Source organism: Rhizobium sp. S163, assembly GCF_030380805.1.
Lineage (GTDB): Bacteria > Pseudomonadota > Alphaproteobacteria > Rhizobiales > Rhizobiaceae > Rhizobium.
The window spans coordinates 385,777-409,975 of sequence record NZ_JAUDSA010000038.1; the positions used below are offsets into that span (position 1 = coordinate 385,777).

The window sequence follows — 24,199 nt, forward strand, 5'->3', positions numbered from 1 at the left end:
CCGCGTCCGCGCTATCAACACGGGCGCGGCCGTTCGCAAAAACCTTGACTCCTGTGGAAAACCTTTTAAGAGCAGCGGTGGAAAAGGAATATCCATGGTTCGCCAAGAACACGCCATTGCTGCACGCAGTGACCGGGCACGAGTTGCCGGGATGGTTATGATTTTTCCGGTTTCTTCCAAAACCAAGGCCAAAACGACGACGAAAACCGTCTGACGTCTCTGGCCTGCCGCTCTCTCCCCGGCTCGGCTGGGGACAGAAAGCCGCAATCGTTGCGCGCTTTCCCCCTCACCGAACAAGAGGAGAGATGAGAAAGAGAGCTTGAAAATGGGTTTTAAAGTTGCAGTTGCGGGAGCCACCGGAAATGTCGGCCGGGAGATGCTCAACATCCTTTCCGAACGCGGTTTTCCCGCTGACGAAGTCGTAGCGCTCGCCTCCGCGCGCTCGCAGGGTCTTGAAGTGTCCTACGGCGACAAGACGCTGAAGGTCATGAACCTCGAAAACTACGATTTCTCCGACACCGATATCTGCCTGATGTCTGCTGGCGGCGACGTATCGAAGAAGTGGTCGCCGAAGATCGGCGCGCAGGGCTGCGTCGTCATCGACAACTCCTCTGCATGGCGCTACGACCAGGACGTTCCGCTGATCGTGCCGGAAGTGAACCCTGACGCCATCGAGCAGTTCACCAAGCGCAACATCATCGCCAACCCGAATTGCTCGACCGCCCAGCTCGTCGTGGCCCTGAAGCCGCTTCACGAAGCCGCCACCATCAAGCGCGTCGTCGTCTCGACCTACCAGTCCGTTTCCGGCGCCGGCAAGGACGGCATGGACGAACTCTTCAATCAGACGCGCGCGGTCTTCGTCGCCGATCCGATCGAGAACAAGAAGTTCACCAAGCGCATCGCCTTCAACGTCATTCCGCACATCGATAGCTTCATGGAAGACGGCTACACGAAGGAAGAGTGGAAGGTCCTGGCCGAAACCAAGAAGATGCTCGACCCGAAGATCAAGGTGACCTGCACGGCCGTGCGCGTTCCCGTCTTCATCGGCCACTCGGAATCGGTCAACATCGAATTCGAGAAGGAAATCACTGCCGATCAGGCTCGCGATATCCTGCGCGACGCACCGGGTTGCCAAGTGATCGACAAGCACGAGAACGGTGGCTACATCACGCCTTACGAATCCGCGGGTGAAGACGCGACCTTCATCTCGCGCATCCGCGAGGACGCGACCGTCGAGAACGGCCTCAACATGTGGGTGGTTTCCGACAACCTGCGCAAGGGCGCAGCACTGAACGCGATCCAGATCGCCGAACTGCTCGTCAATCGCGGACTTGTGAAGCCGCGCAAGCAGGCTGCTTGAATATTTTCTTAACCATGTCTTGTTAAGCCCGTTACTTAAGTTAAGGCTTATTCTCAAAGGCGCGGGGTGCCGAAAGGCTTCCCCGCGCTTAATCAAAGGATGGTCGGGACAATATCGCCGATAGCGGGCTGCAGCCCGGCTGAAGGCTAGGCTGATTGGGATCGGGGTATTCGATGCGCAAGACAAGACTTTTGCTGGCAGCGGCGGCAGTGTTCGCCATGTTCCAGGCACTTCCGGCAACGGCTGAAGCGGCACCACAGTGCAGCAACACCAGCGCGGGCTTCGACCAGTGGGTGGTTGCCTTCAAGCAGGAAGCCGCGGCCAACGGCGTCAGCCGTTCCGTTCTCGACAAGGCCTTCGCCAACGTCGTCTACAACAGACCGACCATCTCCGCCGACCGTGGCCAGAAGAGCTTCAAGCTCTCGTTTGATGCCTTCATGCAGAAGCGCGGTGGCCAGGCCATCATCTCGCGCGGCAAGGGCATGAAGCGCGCCAACGCAGCGCTCTTTGCCAACATCGAACGCAAGTACGGTGTTCCGGCCGGCCCCCTGATCGCGATCTGGGGCATGGAAACCGGCTTCGGCAGCTACATGGGCACCCAGCACACCATGTCTGCGGTCTCCACGCTCGCCTTCGACTGCCGCCGCACCGCCTATTTCACTGACCAGCTCTACGCAGCGCTTCAACTCGTCGGCGAAGGCTTCCTCAGCCCGCAGGCGCGCGGCGCCGCCCACGGCGAAATCGGTCAGACACAGTTTCTCCCGCGCAACGTCGTGCTCTACGGTGCAGATGGCGATGGTGACGGCCGGGTCGACATGGTCGGCTCACGCGCCGACGCTCTGGCCTCGACCGCGAACTTCCTGAAGGGCCACGGCTGGCGTCCGGGCGCCGGCTATCAGCCGGGCGAGCCGAACTTCGCAGCCATCTCCGGCTGGAACGCCGCAACGGTCTACCAGCAGGCAATCGCCTATATCGGCCAGCAGATCGACGCGAACTGATCCACACCTGATGATGAAATGGAAAAGGCGCCGCGGGAAACCGCAGCGCCTTTTTGCTTGTCTCGGATTTTAGTGTCAGACGTCAGGACGAATGAAGTCGCGCGTCTCTGCGTCCATGACCCACAATTCGCCGGTCGAAATATCGAACCAGGCGCCATGCAGCTGGATGTCACCTGCCTCTTCGCGCGCCTTGATCTCCGGAAATGTTCTGAGATTGTCGATCGAGTTGCGGATCGACACACGCTCCAGCGCGGTCTGGCGTTCGCCAGGGGTCATCACGTCATTGCTCTGGATCTGCTCGGCCGCCGGCCGCACCAGCGACATCCAGCGTCCAATGAAATCGCCAGGCGACAAAGGTTCGGCATCGGGATCGAGCGCCGCGCGGATACCACCGCAGCGACCGTGCCCCATGACGACGATATCGGTAACCTTCAGAGCCAGAACCGCGAACTCGAGTGCCGCCGAGGTCGCATGGAAATTGCTGTCAGGCTCGTAGGGCGGCACCATGTTGGCGACGTTGCGGACGACGAAGAGCTCGCCGGGTCCGGAATCGAAGATGAGCTCCGGCGCCGCGCGCGAGTCCGAACAGGCAATGACCAGCGTGCTCGGGCTCTGCCCGTGCTCCGCCAACGTCCTGTACCGGTCACGAGCGTCGGCATAACGCCCGCTCATGAAGTTGCGATAGCCGTCGAGAAGTGTATCTGGAAAACGCTGCATGATCTTCGATTACAGCGTGAACGATGCAAGATCAATATCGCAGCGCCAAATGCGTTAACGGCGCGGCCGCTAGCTCTTTCGCCGCTGCGCCGGGTGCAGCAGATGCCGCATCTGCACCATTGCCATTGGCGTCGACAGGCTGGAGGCGTCGTTTGCGAGCGTCAACTCATCGCTGCCGCGCTTCACCGCCCGGGCCAGCACCTCGTAGACGCTTGCCGTCGCCAACTGCAGCGCCTTCTCATCTTCCATGCCGGACTGGAGCCGCGACAGGAAAAGCGCGGCGAGAAGATCGCCCAACCCGTTTGGCGGATTGTCGATCAGCCGGTGCTCGGCAAACAGCGCGTGGCGGCCTGAGAGATAGAGGTTGCCCGTTCCACCAGCCATCATCGGCACCGCCGAGGTGACCAGCATGCGTGCAGGCCCAAGGGCGAGTGCCGCCTCCATGATCTCGGTGTTGCTCTCCAGCGGCGCGCCGGAAAGCCAGGCGAGTTCGTAGCGATTTGGGGTAGCCAGTGATGCCAGCGGGATCAGATGGTCCCGGATCGCCTCGGCCGTCGCCTCGGGAACATAAAGCCCGCCGAGATCGCCCATCACGGGATCGCAAACGTAGAACAGATCGGGATTTTGCTCCCTGAGCGCAGTGATCAACCGGCCGACGGAGCGGGCCTGCGCGGCATTGCCGAAATAGCCCGAAAGCACCGCCTTGACCTCGCCGATCCAGGGCGCGCGAATGAGATCGTCGATCGCCGCATCAAAATCGGCCTCCGCGAAGGTCAGCCGCGTCGAACGGCCGTGGCCTGGATGCCAGGGCAGAACGATGGTCGGCAGCGCCCATACTTGGTGGCCGAGCGTCTCGAGCGCGAAAACCGCCGCCCGATTGCCGACCGATCCACGAACGACGTGGCTCGATATGACGATGACCGTGCCTGCTGCATTCTGCGACATGTTTATCCGATCCGGGTTCCGATCCTCAGTTGATCGTCTTTTTGCTGCGCGACTGTCAACAACTCTTCATTCGGACGTGATCAAAGTTCTGGCGACGAAAATCACATTCGGATCATTTTTTACAGAATTGACGACATGCCGGCTAAATTCGCACGAAAACTGCGATCGACGTCCCTATTTTAGCAATTTTTCTGTCAAACCTTCTGCTAACCTGCGCGCAATCGAGAAAATGGGGGACACAGTCAATGGCTGCTCGAAACAATCCGAGACGGGAAAAGCAGATCGAGAGCGCGAACAAGATCGCGACGGCGATGGGCGAGCACTATCTCGCGCCGGATATCCTCTTCGGACGCGCCAGCGGCGACGATCTTGAATCCTACACGCCTGAAATGCTGGCGATTTCCGCCGTCCACTGCGCAGCCGAGCTTGCCGCCTGGACAGGCAACGCGCCGCACGTCACCGTCACCTCGCTCGACAATGTCGAGCCGGATGGCGTGGCGGTTTCGGTCCTGTCGGTGACCGATCACAACATGCCGTTCCTCTACGAATCGGTCATGGGTGAGGTGACGAGCAGCTACCGCGATCTCTTCATGGCGGTTCATCCCATTCTCGTCATGCAGCCCGGTCATCCGCCGGAACTCTATTCGCCGGATATGCCGGGCGAGCCGGCAAACCGCGTCAGCCACATCCAGCTGCACCTCGCCCCGCTCACCCCGGCGCAGTCCGCTGATCTGATCGAGCGGATCGAAATCGTCCTCGAACAGGTGCGCCTGTCGGTTTCCGATTGGAAACCGATGCTGGACAAGCTCGGCACCGCCATCGATGAACTGTCGTCGCGCAATGTCGGCCGCCGCAAGGCAGATCGCGACGAAGCCGTCGCTTTCCTGACATGGCTGCGCGACGCCAATTTCACCCTTCTGGGCATGCGCGAATATGTCTATTCCGGCAAAGGCTCGGATGCGAAGGTCGAGCGTGACAAGGGCACGGGGCTGGGCATCCTCTCAAATCCCGATGTCCTGGTGCTCCGGACCGGCCGCGACGCCGTCACCACGACGCCTGAAATCCTCGCCTTCCTTGATGGCCCAGAGTTCTTGATCGTCACGAAGGCGAACGTCAAATCCGTCGTCCACCGCCGCGCCTATATGGATTATGTCGGCGTGAAACGCTTCGACGAGAACGGCAATGTCACCGGCGAACTGCGCATCGTCGGCCTCTTCACCTCGACAGCCTATACGTCGCTCGCAACTGATATCCCGCTGCTACGCTCGAAGGTCGAGAAGGTGAAGGAGCATTTCGGCTTCGATCCGATGAGCCATTCCGGCCGCATGCTCGACAACACGCTGGAATCCTACCCGCGAGACGATCTCTTCCAGATCGACACCGCCCTGCTCGCCACCTTCGCCGAACAGATCAACGATCTCACAGACCGACCGCGCGTGCGGGTGTTGCCGCGCATCGATCACTTCGATCGTTTCGTCTCCGTCATCGTCTACGTGCCGCGCGAGGAATATGATTCAATCGTCCGCGAGAAGATCGGCACCTACCTCAAGACCATCTATGATGGCCGCGTCTCGGCCTATTACCCGGCTTTCCCCGAAGGCGGCGTCGCGCGCGTCCATTTCATCATCGGACGCTCCGGCGGAAAGACCCCGCGCATTCCTCAGGCAAAGCTCGAAGAAGCGATCCGCGCCATCACGGCCCGCTGGGACGACCGCTTCGAAATGCTTGCCGGTCCGAAGGCGCCAAAGATCAAGGTCAGCAACGCCTACCAGGATCTCTTCCCGCCGGAAGAAACCTTCGCCGACTTCGCCGACATCGTCGCCTGCGCCACGGGCGAGCAGATCCGCATCGAATTCTACACGCGCATCAAGGATGGCGTGTCGCTGCTCTGCCTGAAGATCTTCCACTTCAATGGCCAGCTCGCGCTCTCCCGCCGCGTTCCGCTCCTCGAGAACCTCGGTTTCAGCGTAATCAGCGAAGGCACCTTCGACATCAACGTGACGCTGGCCGACGGCAGCGAGAAGCTGGTGGTGCTGCATGACATGGAACTTGAGGCCCAAAGCGGCGCCGAGATCGATCTGCAGCAGCATGGAGCCGCGCTGGAAGAAGCCTTCCTGTTCGCCTTTGCCGGCGTCATCGACAACGACAACTTCAATCGCCTGATCATCTCGGCAGGCCTGTCGGCCCGCGAGACAAGCGTCTTGCGCGCCTACTCGCGCTATCTCCGTCAGGCCGGCATCGCCTATTCGCAGGATTACATCGCAACGACGCTGGATAAATACCCGGCTATCTCCTCGCTCATCTTCCGCCTATTCCACGACGGCCTGGACCCGAAGCTGACCGAGAAGAACAGGATCAAAAAGGCGACCGATCTTCACGCCAAGATCGAGACCGCGCTGTCGGACGTTCCAAGCCTTGATGACGACCGTATCCTGCGCCGCTATGTCAACGTGGTCGACTCGACGCTGCGCACCAACTACTTCCAGCGCAATCCCGATGGTTCCGCAAAGGCGATGCTGGCCTTCAAGCTCGATCCGCATCTGATCGACGGCCTGCCGGCGCCGAAGCCGTTCCGCGAGATGTTCGTCTACGGCGTCGAGGTCGAGGGCGTTCACCTGCGCTTCGGCCGGGTAGCGCGCGGCGGCCTCCGCTGGTCGGATCGCGCCGAGGATTATCGCACCGAGGTGCTCGGCCTCGTAAAGGCGCAGCAGGTTAAGAACGCCGTGATCGTGCCTGTCGGCGCCAAGGGCGGCTTCTATCCGAAGAAGCTCCCTGTCGGCGGCAATCGCGACGAGATCTTCAATGCCGGGCGTGAAGCCTACAAGACCTACATCCGCACGCTGCTCTCGATCACCGACAACATTTCCGGCACCGAAATCATCCCGCCTGAAAACACGGTACGGCTCGATGGCGACGATCCGTATTTCGTCGTCGCCGCCGACAAGGGCACGGCAACTTTCTCCGATACCGCGAATGCGCTGGCGCAGGAAGCCGGCTTCTGGCTCGACGATGCTTTCGCATCGGGTGGCTCCGCCGGCTACGATCACAAGAAGATGGGCATCACCGCGCGCGGCGCCTGGGAAACGGTGAAGCGCCATTTCCGCGAGATGGACATCGACATCCAGACGACGCCGTTCACCGTCGCCGGCGTTGGCGACATGTCGGGCGACGTCTTCGGCAACGGCATGCTGCTCTCGCCGAAGATCCGGCTCTTGGCAGCCTTCGACCACCGCGACATCTTCATCGATCCCGATCCTGACATGGCCAAGACCTTGGCGGAGCGTCAGCGGCTGTTCAATCTGCCGCGCTCGAGCTGGCAGGATTTCGACAAGAACCTGCTCTCGAAGGGCGGCATGATCATCTCGCGCTCGGCGAAATCGGTGACGCTCACCGCGCAGGCCGCCGCCGCGATCGGCATGGACAAGACGGTCGCGACGCCGTTTGAAGTCATGACCGCGATCCTGAAAAGCCCTGTCGACCTGCTATGGTTCGGCGGCATCGGCACCTATGTGAAGGCGACAGCCGAAACCGATACCGACGTCGGCGACCGCGCAAACGACCCCATCCGCATCAGCGCCGACGAGGTGCGCGCCAAGGTGATCGGCGAGGGCGCGAACCTCGGCGTCACCCAGCGCGGCCGCATCGCCTATGGCCTGAAGGGCGGGCGCTGCAATTCCGATGCGATCGACAACTCGGCCGGCGTCAACACCTCGGACGTCGAAGTGAACATCAAGATCGCGCTCGCAGCCGCCATGCACGACGACCGGCTGACGCGGCAGAAGCGTGACCAGCTGCTGTCCTCGATGACCGATGAAGTCAGCAAACTGGTGCTGCGCAACAACTACCTGCAGTCGCTCGCCATCTCACTGACCGAGCGCAAGGGCACCGGGAACGGCCTCGAGCTCACCCGCTTCATGGGTGTGCTGGAGACCGCCAAGCAGCTTAACCGCAAGGTCGAGACGCTCCCCGACGACACCACCATGGCCGAACGCTACGCCGCCAACAGACCCCTTACGCGGCCTGAGATCGGCGTCCTCTTGTCCTACGCCAAGATCGTTCTCTTCGACGCGATCGCGGCAAGCGATCTGCCGGATGATCCTTACTTCGAAGCGACGCTCTCGCAATACTTCCCGGCCAAGATGCGCAAGTCCAACGCTTCGGATATCGCCAACCACCGCCTGAAGCGCGAGATCGTGGCGACCGTGCTGGCCAACGAGGCGATCAACCGCGGCGGCCCGAGCTTTGCCGTCAGCATGATGGACGCGACAGCCGCTTCGGCACCCGAAGTGGTGCGCGCCGCCATCATCGCCCGCGACGGCTTCGATCTGAGCCGGCTTTGGAGCGAGACGGATGCGCTCGACGGCCGGATTTCCGGTCAGATGCAGAACCGCATCTACGAGGAAATCAGCCATATCTTCACCGTCCTGACGCGTCTGCTGTTGAAGATGCAGATGGCCAAGGGTGACATCGCCGAGACCATCGACAGGCTTCGCGCGGCCTTCAAGAAGCTGCAGCCGGTCTTCGCCAATCAGGTCGTTCCCGAACTCGAGGCGCGCCAGACCGAGTATCAGGCCGCCGGCGTGCCGGACAAGCTTTCGGCCGAGATCGCGCATCTGATCGGCTTCGCGCTCGTGCCTGAGATCATGCAGATCGCGGAACGCACGGGCGAGCCGCTGATCCGCGCCGCCGAGAGCTATTTCGCGGTCAGCCAGACCTTCCGGATCGGCCGGCTGCTGGCAGCCGGCAGCCGTATCACCACTTCGGATCACTACGAAAACCTGGCGCTGGCGCGAAGCCTCGACCAGATCGCGACCGCGCGCCGCGATATCGTGAGCTCCGCGCTCTCAAACAACGGCAAGGAAAAGCTGCCGGTGCAGGCATGGCATGCGAGCGACCGGATCAGGATCAACCGCATCGCCGAGGAACTGGCGGGTCTCAGCGAGGGTGGCGATCCTAATCTCGCCCGCATCACCGTCGCCGCTGGCCTGCTGACCGATCTTGCCAGAGACGGGACGAGGTGAGACAGTCCGCTCCCAAATCAGGAGCAGGCCGGTGAATCGCATTGACTGGACGGGAACACAGCCCCAGCGCGCCACGCGCAGCGGCATCTGGGGCTGGATGTTCTTCGACTGGGCGGCGCAACCCTTCTTCACCGTCGTCACCACCTTCATCTTCGGCCCCTACTTCGTGGCCAGGCTGACGGCCGATCCGGTCTCCGCACAAACGCTCTGGAGCAACATGGCGACGATCTCCTCGGTGATCATCGCCATTCTCTCGCCCATTCTCGGTTCGATCGCCGATCAGTCCGGCGGGCGAAAGCCGTGGATCGGCTTCTTCGCCGTCATCAAGATCGCCAGCCTCTGCTGCCTCTGGTTCGCGGCACCCGGTTCACCGGTCATCTATCCGGTGATCTTCATGATCCTGGCGTCGATCGCCGCGGAATTCTCGATCGTCTTCAACGATTCCATGATGCCGCGCCTCGTCGGAAAGGACGAAGTCGGCCGGCTGTCCAACACCGCCTGGGGCCTCGGCTATCTTGGCGGGATGATCGTGCTGATCGCGGTGGTGGCGCTGCTTGCCGGAAGTCCCGAGACCGGCAAGACCATCCTCGGCCTCGACCCGCTCTTCGGCCTTGATCCGCACACGGGCGAAGATGCGCGCATCGCCGGCCCGATCTCGGCCGTGTGGTATCTGATTTTCGTACTGCCGATGTTTCTGTTCACGCCTGATGTGAAAGGCGGCCTTCCCTTCGCCGCCGCCGTCCGCTCCGGGCTGCGCGAAGTCAGGCACACGCTCGCGGAACTCAAGGAGCGCCGCCCTCTGCTACGCTTTCTCGTCGCCCGCATGATCTACCAGGACGGCGTCAACGGCCTGCTGATCCTTGGTGGCGCCTTCGCGGCAGGCATGTTTGGCTGGGCAACCATCGAGATCGGCATCTACGGCATCATTCTTAATGTGGTGGCGATTTTCGGCTGCATCATCGCCGGGCGGATCGACGCGCGCATCGGCTCGAAGGCAACCATCGTCATCAGCCTGACCTTGCTGCTCTTGGCGACCTTCGGCATCGTATCGACCGAACCCGGCTACACACTCTTTGGGCTGGTGCCGCTTCCGACAGTGGATTCAGGCGGTCTGTTCGGCACCGTGGCGGAGAAGGCCTATATCGGCTACGGCCTGCTGATCGGCCTGGCGTTCGGCCCGGTGCAGGCCTCGTCGCGCTCTTATCTGGCGCGCAGCGTCAGCCTTAATGAGGCCGGCCGCTATTTCGGCATTTACGCGCTCTCGGGCCGGGCAACCAGCTTCATGGCGACGCTTTTGTTTTCGATCGTCACCTATGCGACAGGCTCGTCGCATCTCGGCATGGCCACGCTCGTGCTGTTTCTGGCCGGCGGGCTGATCCTGTTGATCCGGACGCCCTATCCAGCGGATAGGGCGTAGCCGTTCTCTTCAATGTTTAGTGGCGGAAGTGGCGCATGCCGGTGAAGACCATCGCCACATTGTGCTCGTTCGCCGCGTCGATCACTTCCTGGTCGCGCATCGAGCCGCCCGGCTGGACGACGGCAGTGGCACCGGCGGCAATCGCCGACAGCAACCCATCAGCGAACGGGAAGAAGGCTTCCGAAGCAACGGCGGAGCCCTTGGTCATCGGCTCGGCCCAGCCCATTGCCTTGGCGGCATCTTCAGCCTTCAGCGCGGCGATCCGGGCGGAATCGATGCGGCTCATCTGGCCGGCGCCGATTCCTGCCGTCTGGCCGTCCTTGGCATAAACGATGGCATTCGACTTGACGTGCTTGGCAACCGTATAGGCGAATTTCAGATCCACCAGTTCCTGCGCCGTCGGCTGACGATTGGTGACGACCTTGAGCTCGATATCATCGATCATGCCGTTGTCACGGCTCTGCACCAGCAGGCCGCCGGCCACGGTCTTCGCCGTGATGCCGCGCGAGCGCGGGTCGGGCAGGCCGCCGGTGACGAGTAGGCGCAGGTTCTTCTTAGCCGCGATGACCGCCTTGGCTTCTTCCGTCACCTCGGGCGCGATGATGACTTCGGTAAACAGCTTGACGATCTCTTCCGCCGTCTCGGCATCGAGCAGCTGGTTGAGCGCGATGATGCCGCCGAAGGCGGACGTGCTGTCGCATGCGAGTGCTCGGAGATAGGCGTCCTTCAGCGTCGGACCGGTGGCAACGCCGCATGGATTGGCATGCTTGATGATCGCGCAGGCCGGGCCGGTCTTCTCGGGCGAGAACTCGCCGATCAGCTCGAAGGCGCCGTCCGTGTCGTTGATATTGTTATAGGAGAGCTGCTTGCCTTGCAGAAGCGTTGCCGTGGCAACGCCCGGGCGGTTCTCGCCGGTCACGTAGAAGCCGGCCGTCTGGTGCGGGTTTTCGCCGTAGCGCATCTCTTCCTTCAACATGCCGCCGATGACCCGGTGACGCGGCGTGTCGATCGACAGCGCCTCTGCGAACCAGTTGGAGATCATCGCGTCGTAGGCGGCCGTGCGCGCGTAGGCCTTGGCCGCAAGGCGCTGGCGGAAGGCATAGCTGGTCTGGCCGGCATCGGACGAAAGCTGCTCGAGAAGCTCCGGATAGTCAGCCGGATCGGTCAGGATCGCCACATAAGCATGGTTCTTGGCCGAGGCGCGGATCATCGCCGGGCCACCGATGTCGATATTCTCGACGGTCGTCGGATAATCGCCACCCGCCGCGCGCACATCCTCGAACGGATAGAGATTGATGACGGCGAGATCGATGCCATCGATACCATGCGCCTTCATCGCTTCCTGGTGCTCGGCATCGTCGCGGATCGCCAGCAGACCGCCGTGAACCTTGGGATGCAGCGTCTTCACGCGGCCGTCCATGATCTCCGGAAAGCCCGTGACGTCGGAAACGTCGGTAACATCGAGGCCGGCGGCCGCGATCGCCTTGTGGGTGCCGCCGGTCGACAGCAGCCGGACGCCCTTTTCGGCAAGCGCGCGCGCGAGGTCAACGATCCCGGTCTTGTCGGACACGGAGAGCAAGGCGGTCTTGACGGCAACCTTGTCGGGGGCGGGGATTTTCTTGGAAACAACGGCCATGTGGCTTCTCCGTTCGATCTTCGGGAGACATCCGGCGAGGTGCGCGGAATATGGCGCCGCGTTAGCACAGCTTTGCGTCGGCGAAAACAGCCGCTAGCTTCTGCGGGACAAAAACCACCGTATTTCCGGCTTTTCCGGATAGGCGAAGCTGATTTCCATCTGATCCGACGCGCAGATGCCGGAGGCATCGGCAAAGAACACGTCCTCGGCAATCTCGACCGTGTTACCGGGCGAGGAGAACAGCCAGCTCTCGCCATCCGGCGCCGTCATCAGGATGGACTCCCGGTCCATCTGTTTCAGATTGATCGACGGATGAGCGTGAAAACGTGCCACGGCCTGCAGTTCGCCCTCACCCCTGCGCTCTTCCGAAACAGCAAGGCGATCGAGCCCGGTCATGATCGAACCGGTGGCGTTCAAGGTTAGCTCACGCTCGTGCAGGACGCCGAACTCCTTCAGATAGCCGTCGTGGCTGGCCTTGACGACATCGCGGCCGTCATCCGCCACCACACGATCGACCTGAACCGTCTTCACTGGATCGGTGATCAGATGGGCCAGGAAGTCGGAAGACGCGAAACGGCTAGAGGACGTATCGTTGAGCGTCACGGTCGTATGCGCCGCCGTGGTGCGCGCGACCTGCACATAACGGTTGCCGGCGAATTTCGGCGAGCCCGAATTCACGATGAAACGATGCCGGCCTGATGACATCTCGAAGGACAGGCATCCGGCATGAACAGTACGCGAGAGGTTACCAGCAGGCGGAAGGCCGGTATCGGCGATGACGACGGTACGCCCGGCCGCCAGCCGCTGGTAACGCGAATGCGGCATCGCCTTGAACGGCTCGCCCGCCGTCTCATCGTAGCGCAGCAGCGAAACGATTTCATTCGCCGAGGTCGAGGTCGCGCCGTTGAACAGAGCGAGATCGCCATCCTGGTGACGGAAGAAGCGCAGCGCCGGATACATGCGATCGATGCCGGATATCAGCTTCTGCGGCAGATCGTGGCCGAGATTGATATAGGTCTGCCGCAACGGCAGCAGATCGAGCAGGAGCTCCAGCGCGACGCGCGGATTGCGCGACACGTGCCCGCCATCCGGCAGAATCTGGCTATCAAACTCGAAATCGAGCGCTTCGGAGGATTTGCGGATCACGCTGGCGCGCACCGGCATGGAGATCGAGGCCATCGCAAGCGCAAGGCGCACCCGAAAACGGACCTCTCCCGGCGGCGCATAGCGCGCCATGCGGCGCAGGAAGCGAACCTGAAACGCAAGCGAGCGCACGAAGCGCCGATAGAAGCCGCGATCGGCATTCTGCAGCACCACCGGCGAATGCGACAACCACGCAATGACGCGCGTTGCCGTAACATCGATCTCCCAGGCAATGCCTTCCATCCGGCCGCCGTGAATGGACAGCCAGCTATTGACGATCGCGCGGGCGACGTTGGAATGCAGATCGTTCTTCTTGGAGCGCATATGGCGCAGCCAGCCAAAGCCGTGCAGGCTGATGGCGAAGGAGCGCGAAGGGAGGCTCAGCGTAAACGGCGACTTTCCGCCCGTCTCCAGCATGCGGCCGGCAAGCGGGAAGCGACCGTTGATGATTTCCTCGGCGACATGCGAATCGACGGGCCTCAGATCCGTCGGCGCCACGATCAGCCGCTCGGGCACATAGACCGTGTGGCGAAACAACTTGAGGCGCAGAAGTGCAGCACGGCAAAGTACCCGCCGCCAAGCCTCCCGCAGGTAAAGACCTGAAAACCGTCCGGACCGCATTTCGATTGTCTATTGACCCATATCGTTAGGATTGGATGGACAAGTCCGGAAACGGCACTGACCGTCGATGATTCTGCAACAATGCTTAACTATGCCAGTTGCTCTTCGATCAGGCAACACGGCGCAACACGGCCGCATAAAAACCGTCAAGGCCCGGCGCGAAACCGGCCGGTAGCTTCAGCATGTCGGGTGTGGTGCGGAATTCGCCAAGCGGGCTGATCGCCTCTTCAAGCCCGGGCCAACGGCTCGGCTCGATCGCCACGCGCTCGAATCCTTTGGTGTCCTTGAGCACCCGCGCCACGACCTCTTCACCCTCGCTCGGATCAAGCGAGCAGTTGGAAAACACGATCGTGCCATCAGGCTTCAGCAACCGCAGCGCATGGCGCAACAGACGCTCCTGCAGCGCGGCGAGCTTTGCGATATCTTCCGGCCCCTTGGTCCAGAGCACGTCGGGATGCCGCCGCGTCGTGCCGGTGGAAGAGCAGGGCGCGTCTAGCAGGATAGCGTCGAAGAGCTCATCAGGGGTGAACTTGGTCAGATCCTGCGCCATCGTTTCCGCCGACAGCTGGAGACGATCAAGGTTCGAGCGCAGGCGCTTGATGCGGTTTTCAGACTGCTCGACGGCGGTCACCTTGCCGCCCGCCAGGATCAGCTGCGCGGTCTTGCCGCCAGGAGCGGCGCAGAGATCCGCGACACGCTTGCCGGACAGATCACCGAACAGCTGCGCCGGAATGCTCGCTGCTGCGTCCTGCACCCACCACAATCCCTCGTCGAAACCTTCGAGAGACGGAATGGAGCCGTCAAATGCGGCAAGCCGGACCCCGCCGGTCGGCAGCACGACACCGTTCAGCTTCTCAGCCCAGGCCTCAGCGTCCGATTTTACCGTCAGGTCGATGGCAGCGGGCTGCAGCTGGGAATCCGAGATCGCCCGCGCCGCTTCACGGCCGTAGGCCTTCTCCAATCGCTCAAGAAACCAAGCGGGCATCGACGGAATGTCGTCGATCTGGCGAAGGATCTCTTCCTTCTCGCGCCCCAGGCGACGGAGCACGGCGTTGACCAGCTTGGCGAAGCGCCGGTTTCTCGGGTCGAGATTGGCCTGCTCGACGGCAATGTCGACCGCCGCATGATCGGGAACGTCGAGGTAGAGGATCTGCGCGGCGGCGATCGAGAGCACGTGCTGCAGCGAGCGCGCACCCTCGGGCAAGGGCGATTCCAGCAGGGATGACACGGCCGCCTCGATGCGGGGCAGGTGACGCAGCGTGGTGTTCAGAATTGCGCGGACGAGACCACGGTCGTCATCAGCCAACGCCTTGTAAGCCGGATTGCCATGTTCATGATCGAGCGCGCCATCAAGCGAGAGCTTGCGGTCGATAACGGCGGCCAGGATCTTCGAGGCAGCGGCACGCGCCTGCAGGCCTGGCTTGACAGGGGCGGACGACTTTGGTTTGCGAAATGGCTTTTTCTTACCGTCTGAACTCAAGACCAGGGACCCTTTGGCGGTTGCGAGCCACCGCGGCCAAGGCCGGCATCCGGAACTGAGCGCGATTTGCGCACGGGATTAGCAGCACGAGCCGACGACGTCGAGTTATTCATGCCGCCTCGTGCCATTTCCTGCAGCGCGGCGATGCGGTTTTCCGTATTTGGGTGGGTGGAAAACAGGTTGTCCATGCCCGCACCGGTCAACGGATTGATGATGAACATGTGCGCTGTCGCCGGATTACGCTCCGCGTCGTAGTTCGGAATATTCGAGGCACCACGGGCGATCTTGCCAAGTGCGGAGGCCAGCCACAGCGGGTTGCCGCAAATCTCGGCGCCGCGCCGGTCGGCGGAATATTCGCGCGTACGGCTGATCGCCATCTGCACCAGCATGGCGGCCATCGGCGCGACGATCATCGCCAGCAGAACGCCGACAAAGCCGAGCGGATTGTTGTTGTTCTCGCGGTTGCCGCCGAAGAAGAAGGCGAAATTGCCGAGCATCGAAATGGCGCCGGCAAGCGTTGCCGTAATCGTCATCGTCAGCGTGTCGCGGTTTTGAACGTGCGCGAGCTCGTGCGCCATGACGCCTGCAACCTCTTCCGGCGACAGCGCGCTCAACAGGCCCGTCGATGCCGCCACCGCGGCATTCTCGGGGTTGCGGCCTGTTGCGAAAGCGTTCGGCTGCGGGCTGTCGTAGAGATAGACCTTCGGCATCGGCAGACCGGCATTATGCGAGAGATCGCGGATGATGTTGAAGAACTCCGGCGCGTTGCGCTCATCGATCTCCTGGGCACGGTAAGCCGAAAGCACCATGCGGTCGGAATTCCAGTAGGAGAAGAAGTTCATGCCGGCCGCAGCCAGGAACGCGATCATCATGCCGCTGCGGCCACCGATCATGAACCCGACGACCATGAACAGTGCCGTCATGAAGGCAAGCAACATGGCAGTACGGACAAGGTTCATCATCATCTCCATTTCAGGCGAGCGTCGTTTGCGCTCAAAGGGTTTCAATCGCCGCGTCGGCGTCCTATAATCTGGTTATTCATCGGCCATTTTCAATATTTTCAAGCGGGCGTGCGTGATGCAGGAAGCGGACAACGACAATATCGAGGCTCTGGCCGAGGAAGGCACGGAGCGTCCGCGCAAGATGCTTTCACCCGCCGCCAAGCGTGCGCTTGCCGAAGCTGAGGAGCGTCGCCGCAACGAACAGCCGAACGATATGCCGACCGAGATCGGTGGGCGAGGGGGCGCCGATCCGGCCCGCTTCGGCGATTGGGAAATCAACGGTCGCGCGATCGACTTCTAAGTAAATATTCCTATTGACTTCGCGTGATTATCGGAATTTATTCCTTATATGTTCACGCGCGCCCTCATATCACTAGCGACCATCGCGCCACTTTCGGTGCCGGCTTTCGCGCGCGACGAGATCGCTGGACCCGTATCGGCTGAAATCCTGCGGGTGATCGATGGAGACACCTTGTTGGTCGCGGCCCGTCCGTGGCCGCAGCAGACGTGGAAGTCTATGTCCGCATTCGCGGCATCGATACGCCTGAGATGCACTCGAAATGCGGCGCGGTCAGACGCGCGGCAATAGATGCCCGTCAGATGTTGGAAAACTTGACCGATGGTTCGCCGCAAGTGCAGCTGACCCGAATTTCCGGCGACAAATATTTCGGCCGCATCCTGGCCGACGTCACGCTCTCCGATGGACGGAATCCGGCTCAGTATATGCTGGGCGAGGGGATCGCCGTTGCCTATGACGGTGGCCGGAAGCAGAAGGCGCCGTGCCCCGATCAAGATTAAGGCCGCTCCGGTTTCCCGAAGCGGCGTCTCACTACCAGCCAATATCAGGCAGCCGCCTTGTTCTGCCTGTTGGCGATCAGGTCATCGACCACAGCCGGATCAGCCAGCGTCGACGTATCGCCCAACGAGCCAAAATCATCCTCGGCGATCTTGCGCAGGATGCGTCGCATGATCTTGCCCGACCGGGTCTTCGGCAGCCCGGGCGAGAACTGAATCTTGTCGGGCGCTGCGATCGGGCCGATCTCGTTGCGAACATGCTTGATCAGCTGCTGGCGCAGCTCGTCGGAACCCTCATTGCCGGCCATCAGCGTGACATAGCAATAGATGCCCTGACCCTTGATCGCATGCGGATAGCCGACGACCGCAGCCTCGGAGACGAGGCTATGCGACACCAGCGCCGATTCGACCTCGGCCGTGCCAAGGCGATGGCCGGAGACATTGAGAACGTCGTCGACGCGACCGGTAATCCAGTAATAGCCGTCCTCATCCCGCCGGCAGCCGTCGCCGGTGAAATACTTGCCCTTGTAGGTCGAAAAGTAGGTCTGAATGAAGCGCTCGTGGTCGCCGTAGACCGTGCGCATCTGCCCCGGCCAGCTATCGGTGATGCAGAGATTTCCGTCCGCCGCGCCCTCGAGCACGTTGCCTTCATTATCCACCAGCTGCGGCTTCACGCCGAAGAACGGCTTGGTCGCCGATCCCGGCTTCAGGTCGGTTGCACCCGGCAGCGGCGTGATCATGTGGCCGCCCGTCTCCGTCTGCCACCAGGTATCGATGACAGGGCAACGCTTGTCGCCGACGACGTTATAGTACCATTCCCAAGCTTCGGGATTGATGGGCTCGCCAACGGTGCCAAGCAGACGTAGGCTGGACCGCGACGAGCGTGTCACGAAATGATCGCCGGCGCCCATCAGTGAGCGAATGGCCGTCGGCGCTGTGTAGAAGATATTGACCTTGTGCTTGTCGATAACCTCCCAGAAGCGGCCCTGATCCGGAAAGTTGGGAACACCCTCGAACATCAGCGTCGTCGCGCAGTTCGCTAGCGGGCCATAGACGATATAGGAGTGGCCGGTGACCCAACCGACATCGGCCGTACACCAGTAGATATCGCCGGGATGATAGTCGAACACATATTCATGCGTCATCGCCGCGTAGACGAGATAGCCGCCGGTGGTGTGCAGCACACCCTTCGGCTTGCCCGTCGAACCCGACGTGTAGAGGATGAACAGCGGATCTTCCGCCTTCATCTTGGCGGGCGGGCACTCCGGCTTCACCGTCGCCATTTCCTGGTGATACCAGAGGTCGCGGCCCGGCGCCCAACCCGTCTTGCCGCCCGTGCGGCGAACCACCAGAACCTTCTCGACGATCACATGCTGACGCGCGGCGATATGGATCGCCGTGTCGGTATTTTCCTTGAGCGGAACCGGCTTGCCGCCGCGCACGCCCTCATCGCAGGTGATGACGAAGGTTGATTCGCAGTCGACAATCCGTCCCGCCAGTGCTTCCGGCGAAAAGCCGCCAAAGACGATCGAATGCACGGCGCCGATGCGGGCACAAGCAAGCATCGCATAGGCCGCCTCGGGGATCATCGGCATATAGATGGTGACGCGATCACCCTTCTTGACGCCATGCTTCTTCAGCACGTTCGCCATGCGGCAAACATGCTCGTAGAGCTCGTTATAGGTGATCTTCTTGTCGATGTAGGGGTTGTCACCCTCGAAGATGATCGCGACCTGATTGCCGTTGGTCTTCAGGTGCCTGTCGATACAGTTGTAGGAGACGTTCGTCTGGCCGTCTTCGAACCACTTGATCTTCACATTGCCGGTGAAAGAGGTGTTCTTCACCTTCGTATAAGGCTTGAACCAGTCGATCCGCTTGCCATGCTTGCCCCAGAACTTATCTGGGTTTTCGACGCTCTCCTCGTACCATTTCTCGTACTTGGCCTTGTCGATCAGCGCATGGTTCTGAACCGGCTTTTGCACCGGGTAGATCTTCTCCGACATCGATTTCCTCCTCACTCGGACGCCGGCGGCAGGAGTGCTGCCACAGGCGGTTTTGTGCATTCATAACAGGTCAGATCGACCCGGCAATTAGACAAAGGTCATTTCATTCGTGATCAATTGCAATTATGCGTCACTCCGGTTATATAGCGGCATAATTTCCCGGACATAGTGGTGACAACCCACGGACCGCGACACCGGCGCGGACGACAGAAGGACTATATCCATGGCTCAACAACTGCTTATGCCGAAGGCGACCGCTATTTGGCTCGTCGACAACACAGCTCTGTCTTTCGACCAGATCGCTCAGTTCTGCAAATTGCACCCTCTGGAAGTGAAGGCGATCGCTGACGGCGAAGCTGCTCAGGGCATCAAAGGCCTGGATCCGATCTCCACCGGTCAGCTGTCGCGCGACGAAATCGAACGCGCCGAGAAGAACCCGGCCCACAAGCTCAAGCTTTCCGAGCCGAAGGTTCGCGTTCCGGAATCCAAGCGCCGTGGCCCGCGCTACACCCCGGTCTCCAAGCGCCAGGACCGTCCGAACGCCATCCTGTGGCTGGTTCGCAATCACCCGGAACTGAAGGACGCCCAGATTTCGCGCCTCGTCGGCACGACCAAGTCGACCATCGAACAGATCCGCGAGCGCACCCACTGGAACGCCGCCAACCTGACGCCGATGGATCCGGTTACGCTCGGCCTCTGCAGCCAGATCGACCTCGACATGGAAGTCGAGAAGGCCGCCAAGGGCCGTCCGCTGCCGACCGCTGCCGAACTCGGCGAAACGCTGCAGTCCGCGCACGAAACCGAACGCCTGGCTCCGAGCTACGAGCGTGAGGAAGAGAAGGAAATCGACGCCGATGCCGTCTTCGCGAAGCTCAAGTCGCTGAAGTCCTCGACGCCGGATGAAGACGAAGACGATCGCTACTAAGCGATCGGATAGATTGATAAAACCCCGCTTTGGCGGGGTTTTTTATTGCCGGTTCGCAATTGCGCCGTAACGCGGATCGCCAATGTTTCCCGTGAAACATTCAAGCCGACCACTGGAGCAGGCACGATGATCAGCGGGTGCCGAAAATGGCCGACCCGACCCGTACGCTGGTAGCGCCGAAGGCGACCGCTGTCTCGTAATCACCCGACATGCCCATCGAGAGCTTCTCGACACCACAAGCCTTCGCCAGTTTCGCCAGCAGGGCGAAATGCGGGCCCGGGTTTTCATCCGCCGGCGGAATGCACATCAGCCCTTCGACGGAAAGACCAAGCTCATCGCGGCAGAGCGCCACGAACGCCACCGTATCGTCAGGCGCAATGCCGGCCTTCTGCGGCTCGAGGCCCGTATTGACCTGCACATACAGGCGAGGGGCCTTTCCTTGGCGCTTCATTTCATCGGCCAGCGCACGCGCGATTTTCTCCCGATCGACCGTCTCGATGACATCGAAGAGCGCGACCGCTTCACCGGCCTTGTTCGACTGTAACGGTCCGATCAGATGAAGCTCGATACCAGCCGTCTCGCTCTTCAGCTCCGGCCACTTGCCCTGGCTCTCCTGCACCCGGTTTTCACCGAACACGCGCTGGCCAGCCTCGATGGCCGGGCGGATCTGATCCGCATCGAATGTCTTGGACACGGCCACGAGCTGCACCGAGCCTTCTGCTCTGCCCGTTTCACGGGCCGCCGCGGCGATCCGGCCGCGAACCTCTTCCAGTCGCTCTTGAAGTTCCATGTTGCGCCTCGGTCCATCATCGAAAACAATGAAAATGCACTAAACACCCGATCTTGCCTTGCCAAGGTCCGAAGCCTCGAAATTATCGCAGCTAGGCGCTGATTGGCCCCAAACCACGTCGGCAAAACTTGACGCTACGGTGGTTTCATGGTGAAGGTCACCACCAACTTCCCTTGATTTTCCGGAAATACGAATACCATGGCTACCGAACGTTATAATCCGCGCGATGCCGAGCCTCGCTGGCAGAAAAAATGGAACGAAGCGAAGGTCTTCGAGACCGACAACGCTGATCCGCGCGAGAAATACTACGTGCTGGAGATGTTCCCGTATCCGTCCGGCCGCATCCACATGGGCCACGTCCGCAACTATGCGATGGGCGACGTCGTCGCGCGCTACAAGCGTGCCCGTGGCTTCAACGTGCTGCATCCCATGGGTTGGGACGCGTTCGGCATGCCGGCTGAAAACGCCGCCATGGAGCGCAACGTTCATCCGGCCGCTTGGACCTACCAGAACATCGCGTCGATGAAGGCGCAGCTAAAGGCCATGGGCCTGTCGCTCGACTGGAGCCGCGAATTTGCGACCTGCGATGTCGAATACTACCAACATCAGCAGCATATGTTCGTGGACTTCCTGGAAAAGGGTCTCGTCTACCGCAAGCAGTCGAAGGTCAATTGGGACCCGGTCGACAATACCGTTCTCGCCAACGAGCAGGTTATCGACGGCCGCGGCTGGCGCTCCGGCGCGCTTGTAGAGCAGCGCGAGTTGACCCAGTGGTTCTTCAAGATCACCGACTTCAGCCAGGATTTGCTGGACGCCTTGGATGGTCTCGATCAGTGGCCTGAGAAGGTCCGCCTGATGCAGAAGAACTGGATCGGCCGTTCCGAGGGCATGACGATCCGCTGGGAAATCGTCGGCGAAACCGCGCCTGCTGGTGAGACCGAGGTAACGGTCTACACCACGCGCCCGGACACCCTGTTTGGCGCCTCGTTCCTCGCCATTTCCGCCGATCACCCGCTGGCCAAGGACGCCGCGGCCAAGAACGCCGAGATCGATGCCTTCTGCGAAGACGTCCGCCGTGCCGGCACATCGCTGGCAGCGCTCGAGACCGCCGAAAAGCGGGGCATCGACACGGGCATCCGTGTCCGCCATCCGCTGGACCCCTCCTGGGAGCTGCCCGTCTACATCGCCAATTTCGTGCTGATGGACTACGGCACGGGCGCCATCTTCGGCTGCCCGGCAGGCGATCAGCGCGACCTCGATTTCGCCCGCAAATACGGCCTTCCGGTCATACCCGTTGTCATGCCGCGTGACGGCGACGTCGCGACCTTCGCTGTCGGCGACACCGCCTATGATGGCGACGGCATCATGATCAACTCGCGCTTCCTGGACGGTAAGTCGACGGACGAAGCCTTCAACATTGTGGCCGACCGTCTTTCGTCCGCATCGCTGGGCAACGCGCCTCAGGGCGAACGCAAGGTCAACTTCCGCCTGCGTGACTGGGGTATTTCCCGCCAGCGCTACTGGGGCTGCCCCATCCCGGTCATCCACTGCCAGGATTGCGGTGTCGTGCCGGTGCCGAAGAAAGATCTCCCGGTCAAGCTGCCGGAGGACGTCACCTTCGATCAGCCGGGCAACCCACTCGACCGGCACCCCACATGGCGCCACGTCGCCTGCCCGCATTGCGGCAAGGATGCTCGTCGCGAAACCGACACGATGGACACCTTCGTCGATTCCAGCTGGTACTTCACGCGCTTCACGGCGCCTTGGGAGAGCAAGCCGACGGATTTCGCGGCTGCCAACCGTTGGCTGCCCGTCGATCAGTATATTGGCGGTATCGAGCACGCGATCCTGCATCTGCTTTATTCGCGCTTCTTTACCCGCGCCATGCGCGAAACCGGCCATGTCGATGTGAAGGAGCCGTTCAAGGGCCTGTTCACGCAGGGCATGGTGGTGCACGAAACCTATAGCCGTGGCTCCGGCATGACCCGCGAATGGGTCGCACCGGCTGACATCAAGATCGAGGAACTGGATGGCAAACGCCGCGCGTTCCTCCTCTCCAACAACGAAGAGATTGCCATCGGCTCGATCGAGAAGATGTCGAAATCGAAGAAGAACGTCGTCGATCCTGATGACATCATTGCTTCCTACGGCGCCGACACTGCCCGCTTCTTCGTTCTGTCGGATTCGCCGCCTGAGCGCGACGTCATCTGGTCGGAAGCGGGTGTCGAAGGCGCCCACCGCTTCACCCAGCGCCTGTGGCGACTGATCTCGGAAGCTGCCGAAGCTCTGAGCGATGTGTCCGCGACTCCGGCTAAGGATGGAGAGGCCCTTGCCATCTCCCAGCTGGCACACAAGACGCTGAAGGCCGTCCAGAACGACTACGACAAGCTGTGGTTCAACAAGGCCGTCGCGCGCATCTATGAGCTCGTGAACGCCATTGCCGGCCCGCTGACGACCGTCGCAGCAGGCAAGGCCGATGCTGCTTATCGTGCTGCCGTGCGCGATGCCGCCGAAATCCTCGTACAGCTTGTGGCACCTATGACACCGCACCTGGCGGAAGAATGCTGGTCGGTGCTCGGCCACGACACGCTGCTCTCGCAGACCGCGTGGCCGACATACGATGACGCTCTTGTGGTCGAAAACGACGTCGTTCTGCCCGTGCAGATCAACGGCAAGAAGCGCGCCGAATTGACAATCTCTCGCGACGCAGATCAAACTACGGTCAGCGATGCCGCCCTTGCGCTGGAGGATGTCAAACGCGTGCTCAACGGCCAGGCGCCGAAGAAAATTATCGTGGTTCCGCAAAGGATTGTGAACATTGTCGTTTAATATCGCTTCCAGGCTGGCCAGCCGCGCGGGGATTACCGCGGTGCTGGCAACCACGGTTCTTCTCGCCTCGTGCCAGGTTCGGCCGCTCTATTCCGAAACGTCAGGCGTTGCTGGCAAGCTGTCGTCCATCGCCTTCTCCGAGGCAACGTCGCGCGTCGAGCAGGAAGTTCGCAACCGGCTGATCTTCCTGTCCTCCCGCGGCGCCGGCGAACCGGACAAGGCCGATTACAAGGTCGAGATGAACGCTCGCTCAAGCGTCATCGACACGTTGCTGGTCGCATCCTCGGATGAGTCACGCGCGGGTCGTACGACCGTCAGCGTCGACTATACGCTGAAGTCGAACAAGGACGGCCACGTGATCCGTGCCGGCCATCAGTCGGCGACCGCCCTCATCGACTTCCCGGCCCAGGAATTTGCCAAGCAGCGAGCCATTCGCGACTCCGAAGACCGCGCCGCACGCCAGGTGGCTGAATTCGTGGCCGCCGAGATCGCCGCGGCGCTTGGCCGCTGAGGAGCGA

Annotated in this window: 18 protein-coding genes; 10 read left to right on the forward strand and 8 right to left on the reverse strand. The window is 61.4% G+C overall.

Annotated elements, in window-relative coordinates; all coding sequences use genetic code 11:
* Window positions 1–13: 13 nt before the first annotated feature.
* From QTL96_RS30820 to QTL96_RS30830, 3 genes are all read left to right on the forward strand, one after another.
* Window positions 14–214 (forward strand): hypothetical protein, encoded by a 201-nt coding sequence (locus QTL96_RS30820; RefSeq protein ID WP_289730458.1) that lies wholly within the window; start codon window positions 14–16, stop codon window positions 212–214.
* A gap of 111 nt (window positions 215–325) precedes the next feature.
* A complete protein-coding gene (locus QTL96_RS30825) occupies window positions 326–1,360 on the forward strand; it encodes an aspartate-semialdehyde dehydrogenase (protein WP_026283462.1) in 1,035 nt (344 codons plus the stop codon).
* A gap of 173 nt (window positions 1,361–1,533) precedes the next feature.
* Window positions 1,534–2,358, forward strand: coding sequence for a lytic murein transglycosylase (locus QTL96_RS30830; RefSeq protein ID WP_113011936.1), 825 nt, complete (start codon window positions 1,534–1,536; stop codon window positions 2,356–2,358).
* A gap of 75 nt (window positions 2,359–2,433) precedes the next feature.
* On the opposite strand, the gene QTL96_RS30835 is transcribed toward QTL96_RS30830, so the two are convergent.
* Window positions 2,434–3,075 (reverse strand): carbonic anhydrase, encoded by a 642-nt coding sequence (locus QTL96_RS30835; RefSeq protein WP_018901094.1) that lies wholly within the window; start codon window positions 3,073–3,075, stop codon window positions 2,434–2,436.
* A gap of 69 nt (window positions 3,076–3,144) precedes the next feature.
* On the reverse strand, window positions 3,145–4,020 hold the full coding sequence (gene pdxY / locus QTL96_RS30840; RefSeq protein ID WP_289730393.1) for a pyridoxal kinase PdxY: 876 nt from the start codon (window positions 4,018–4,020) through the stop codon (window positions 3,145–3,147).
* 245 nt (window positions 4,021–4,265) lie between these two features.
* On the opposite strand from pdxY, the gene QTL96_RS30845 reads away from it, so the two are divergent.
* Window positions 4,266–9,041, forward strand: a complete 4,776-nt coding sequence (locus tag QTL96_RS30845) for an NAD-glutamate dehydrogenase (protein WP_289730394.1) — start codon at window positions 4,266–4,268, stop codon at window positions 9,039–9,041.
* A 31-nt stretch (window positions 9,042–9,072) separates the two neighbouring features.
* Window positions 9,073–10,458, forward strand: coding sequence for an MFS transporter (locus QTL96_RS30850; protein WP_289730395.1), 1,386 nt, complete (start codon window positions 9,073–9,075; stop codon window positions 10,456–10,458).
* Between the two features lie 16 nt (window positions 10,459–10,474).
* Here the strand turns inward: QTL96_RS30850 and purH are convergent, their stop codons facing one another.
* From purH to htpX, 4 genes are all read right to left on the reverse strand, one after another.
* Window positions 10,475–12,094, reverse strand: coding sequence for a bifunctional phosphoribosylaminoimidazolecarboxamide formyltransferase/IMP cyclohydrolase (purH, locus tag QTL96_RS30855; protein WP_289730396.1), 1,620 nt, complete (start codon window positions 12,092–12,094; stop codon window positions 10,475–10,477).
* Between the two features lie 93 nt (window positions 12,095–12,187).
* Window positions 12,188–13,858 carry a heparinase II/III family protein gene (locus QTL96_RS30860; protein WP_289730397.1) on the reverse strand — a complete coding sequence of 557 codons (1,671 nt, stop codon included), beginning with the start codon at window positions 13,856–13,858 and terminating at the stop codon, window positions 12,188–12,190.
* Between the two features lie 109 nt (window positions 13,859–13,967).
* Entirely contained in the window at window positions 13,968–15,338 is a 1,371-nt protein-coding gene (locus QTL96_RS30865; RefSeq protein ID WP_289730398.1) for an RsmB/NOP family class I SAM-dependent RNA methyltransferase, read from the reverse strand.
* Window positions 15,335–16,297 (reverse strand): zinc metalloprotease HtpX, encoded by a 963-nt coding sequence (gene htpX / locus QTL96_RS30870; RefSeq protein ID WP_289730399.1) that lies wholly within the window; start codon window positions 16,295–16,297, stop codon window positions 15,335–15,337. Before htpX ends, QTL96_RS30865 begins: the two co-directional genes overlap by 4 nt.
* Before the next feature lie 118 nt (window positions 16,298–16,415).
* Here htpX and QTL96_RS30875 point away from each other — a divergent pair, with 118 nt between their 5' ends.
* Both QTL96_RS30875 and QTL96_RS30880 read left to right on the forward strand, forming a co-directional pair.
* Entirely contained in the window at window positions 16,416–16,640 is a 225-nt protein-coding gene (locus tag QTL96_RS30875; protein WP_289730400.1) for a DUF1674 domain-containing protein, read from the forward strand.
* Between the two features lie 191 nt (window positions 16,641–16,831).
* Complete coding sequence (locus QTL96_RS30880; RefSeq protein WP_289730401.1) at window positions 16,832–17,137, forward strand: thermonuclease family protein; 306 nt, start codon at window positions 16,832–16,834, stop codon at window positions 17,135–17,137.
* Window positions 17,138–17,181: 44 nt separating this feature from the next.
* Here the strand turns inward: QTL96_RS30880 and acs are convergent, their stop codons facing one another.
* Window positions 17,182–19,137, reverse strand: coding sequence for an acetate--CoA ligase (gene acs / locus QTL96_RS30885; protein WP_112980303.1), 1,956 nt, complete (start codon window positions 19,135–19,137; stop codon window positions 17,182–17,184).
* A 223-nt stretch (window positions 19,138–19,360) separates the two neighbouring features.
* Here acs and QTL96_RS30890 point away from each other — a divergent pair, with 223 nt between their 5' ends.
* Complete coding sequence (locus QTL96_RS30890; protein WP_026283466.1) at window positions 19,361–20,062, forward strand: DUF1013 domain-containing protein; 702 nt, start codon at window positions 19,361–19,363, stop codon at window positions 20,060–20,062.
* Window positions 20,063–20,192: 130 nt separating this feature from the next.
* Here the strand turns inward: QTL96_RS30890 and QTL96_RS30895 are convergent, their stop codons facing one another.
* Entirely contained in the window at window positions 20,193–20,852 is a 660-nt protein-coding gene (locus QTL96_RS30895) for a YggS family pyridoxal phosphate-dependent enzyme (protein ID WP_289730402.1), read from the reverse strand.
* A gap of 198 nt (window positions 20,853–21,050) precedes the next feature.
* Between QTL96_RS30895 and leuS the strand changes: the two genes are divergently transcribed.
* Window positions 21,051–23,681, forward strand: coding sequence for a leucine--tRNA ligase (gene leuS, locus QTL96_RS30900; protein WP_289730403.1), 2,631 nt, complete (start codon window positions 21,051–21,053; stop codon window positions 23,679–23,681).
* Complete coding sequence (gene lptE, locus QTL96_RS30905; protein WP_289730404.1) at window positions 23,671–24,192, forward strand: LPS assembly lipoprotein LptE; 522 nt, start codon at window positions 23,671–23,673, stop codon at window positions 24,190–24,192. The genes leuS and lptE overlap by 11 nt, the downstream gene beginning before the upstream one ends.
* Window positions 24,193–24,199: the final 7 nt, after the last annotated feature.

Coding starts and splice junctions, on each gene's coding strand:
- QTL96_RS30825 (WP_026283462.1), top strand. CDS start 326: ATGGGTTTTAAAGTTGCAGTTGCGGGAGCCACCGGAAATGTCGGCCGG.
- QTL96_RS30830 (WP_113011936.1), top strand. CDS start 1,534: ATGCGCAAGACAAGACTTTTGCTGGCAGCGGCGGCAGTGTTCGCCATG.
- QTL96_RS30835 (WP_018901094.1), bottom strand. CDS start 3,075: ATGCAGCGTTTTCCAGATACACTTCTCGACGGCTATCGCAACTTCATG.
- pdxY (WP_289730393.1), bottom strand. CDS start 4,020: ATGTCGCAGAATGCAGCAGGCACGGTCATCGTCATATCGAGCCACGTC.
- QTL96_RS30845 (WP_289730394.1), top strand. CDS start 4,266: ATGGCTGCTCGAAACAATCCGAGACGGGAAAAGCAGATCGAGAGCGCG.
- purH (WP_289730396.1), bottom strand. CDS start 12,094: ATGGCCGTTGTTTCCAAGAAAATCCCCGCCCCCGACAAGGTTGCCGTC.
- QTL96_RS30860 (WP_289730397.1), bottom strand. CDS start 13,858: ATGCGGTCCGGACGGTTTTCAGGTCTTTACCTGCGGGAGGCTTGGCGG.
- htpX (WP_289730399.1), bottom strand. CDS start 16,297: ATGAACCTTGTCCGTACTGCCATGTTGCTTGCCTTCATGACGGCACTG.
- QTL96_RS30875 (WP_289730400.1), top strand. CDS start 16,416: ATGCAGGAAGCGGACAACGACAATATCGAGGCTCTGGCCGAGGAAGGC.
- acs (WP_112980303.1), bottom strand. CDS start 19,137: ATGTCGGAGAAGATCTACCCGGTGCAAAAGCCGGTTCAGAACCATGCG.
- QTL96_RS30890 (WP_026283466.1), top strand. CDS start 19,361: ATGGCTCAACAACTGCTTATGCCGAAGGCGACCGCTATTTGGCTCGTC.
- QTL96_RS30895 (WP_289730402.1), bottom strand. CDS start 20,852: ATGGAACTTCAAGAGCGACTGGAAGAGGTTCGCGGCCGGATCGCCGCG.
- leuS (WP_289730403.1), top strand. CDS start 21,051: ATGGCTACCGAACGTTATAATCCGCGCGATGCCGAGCCTCGCTGGCAG.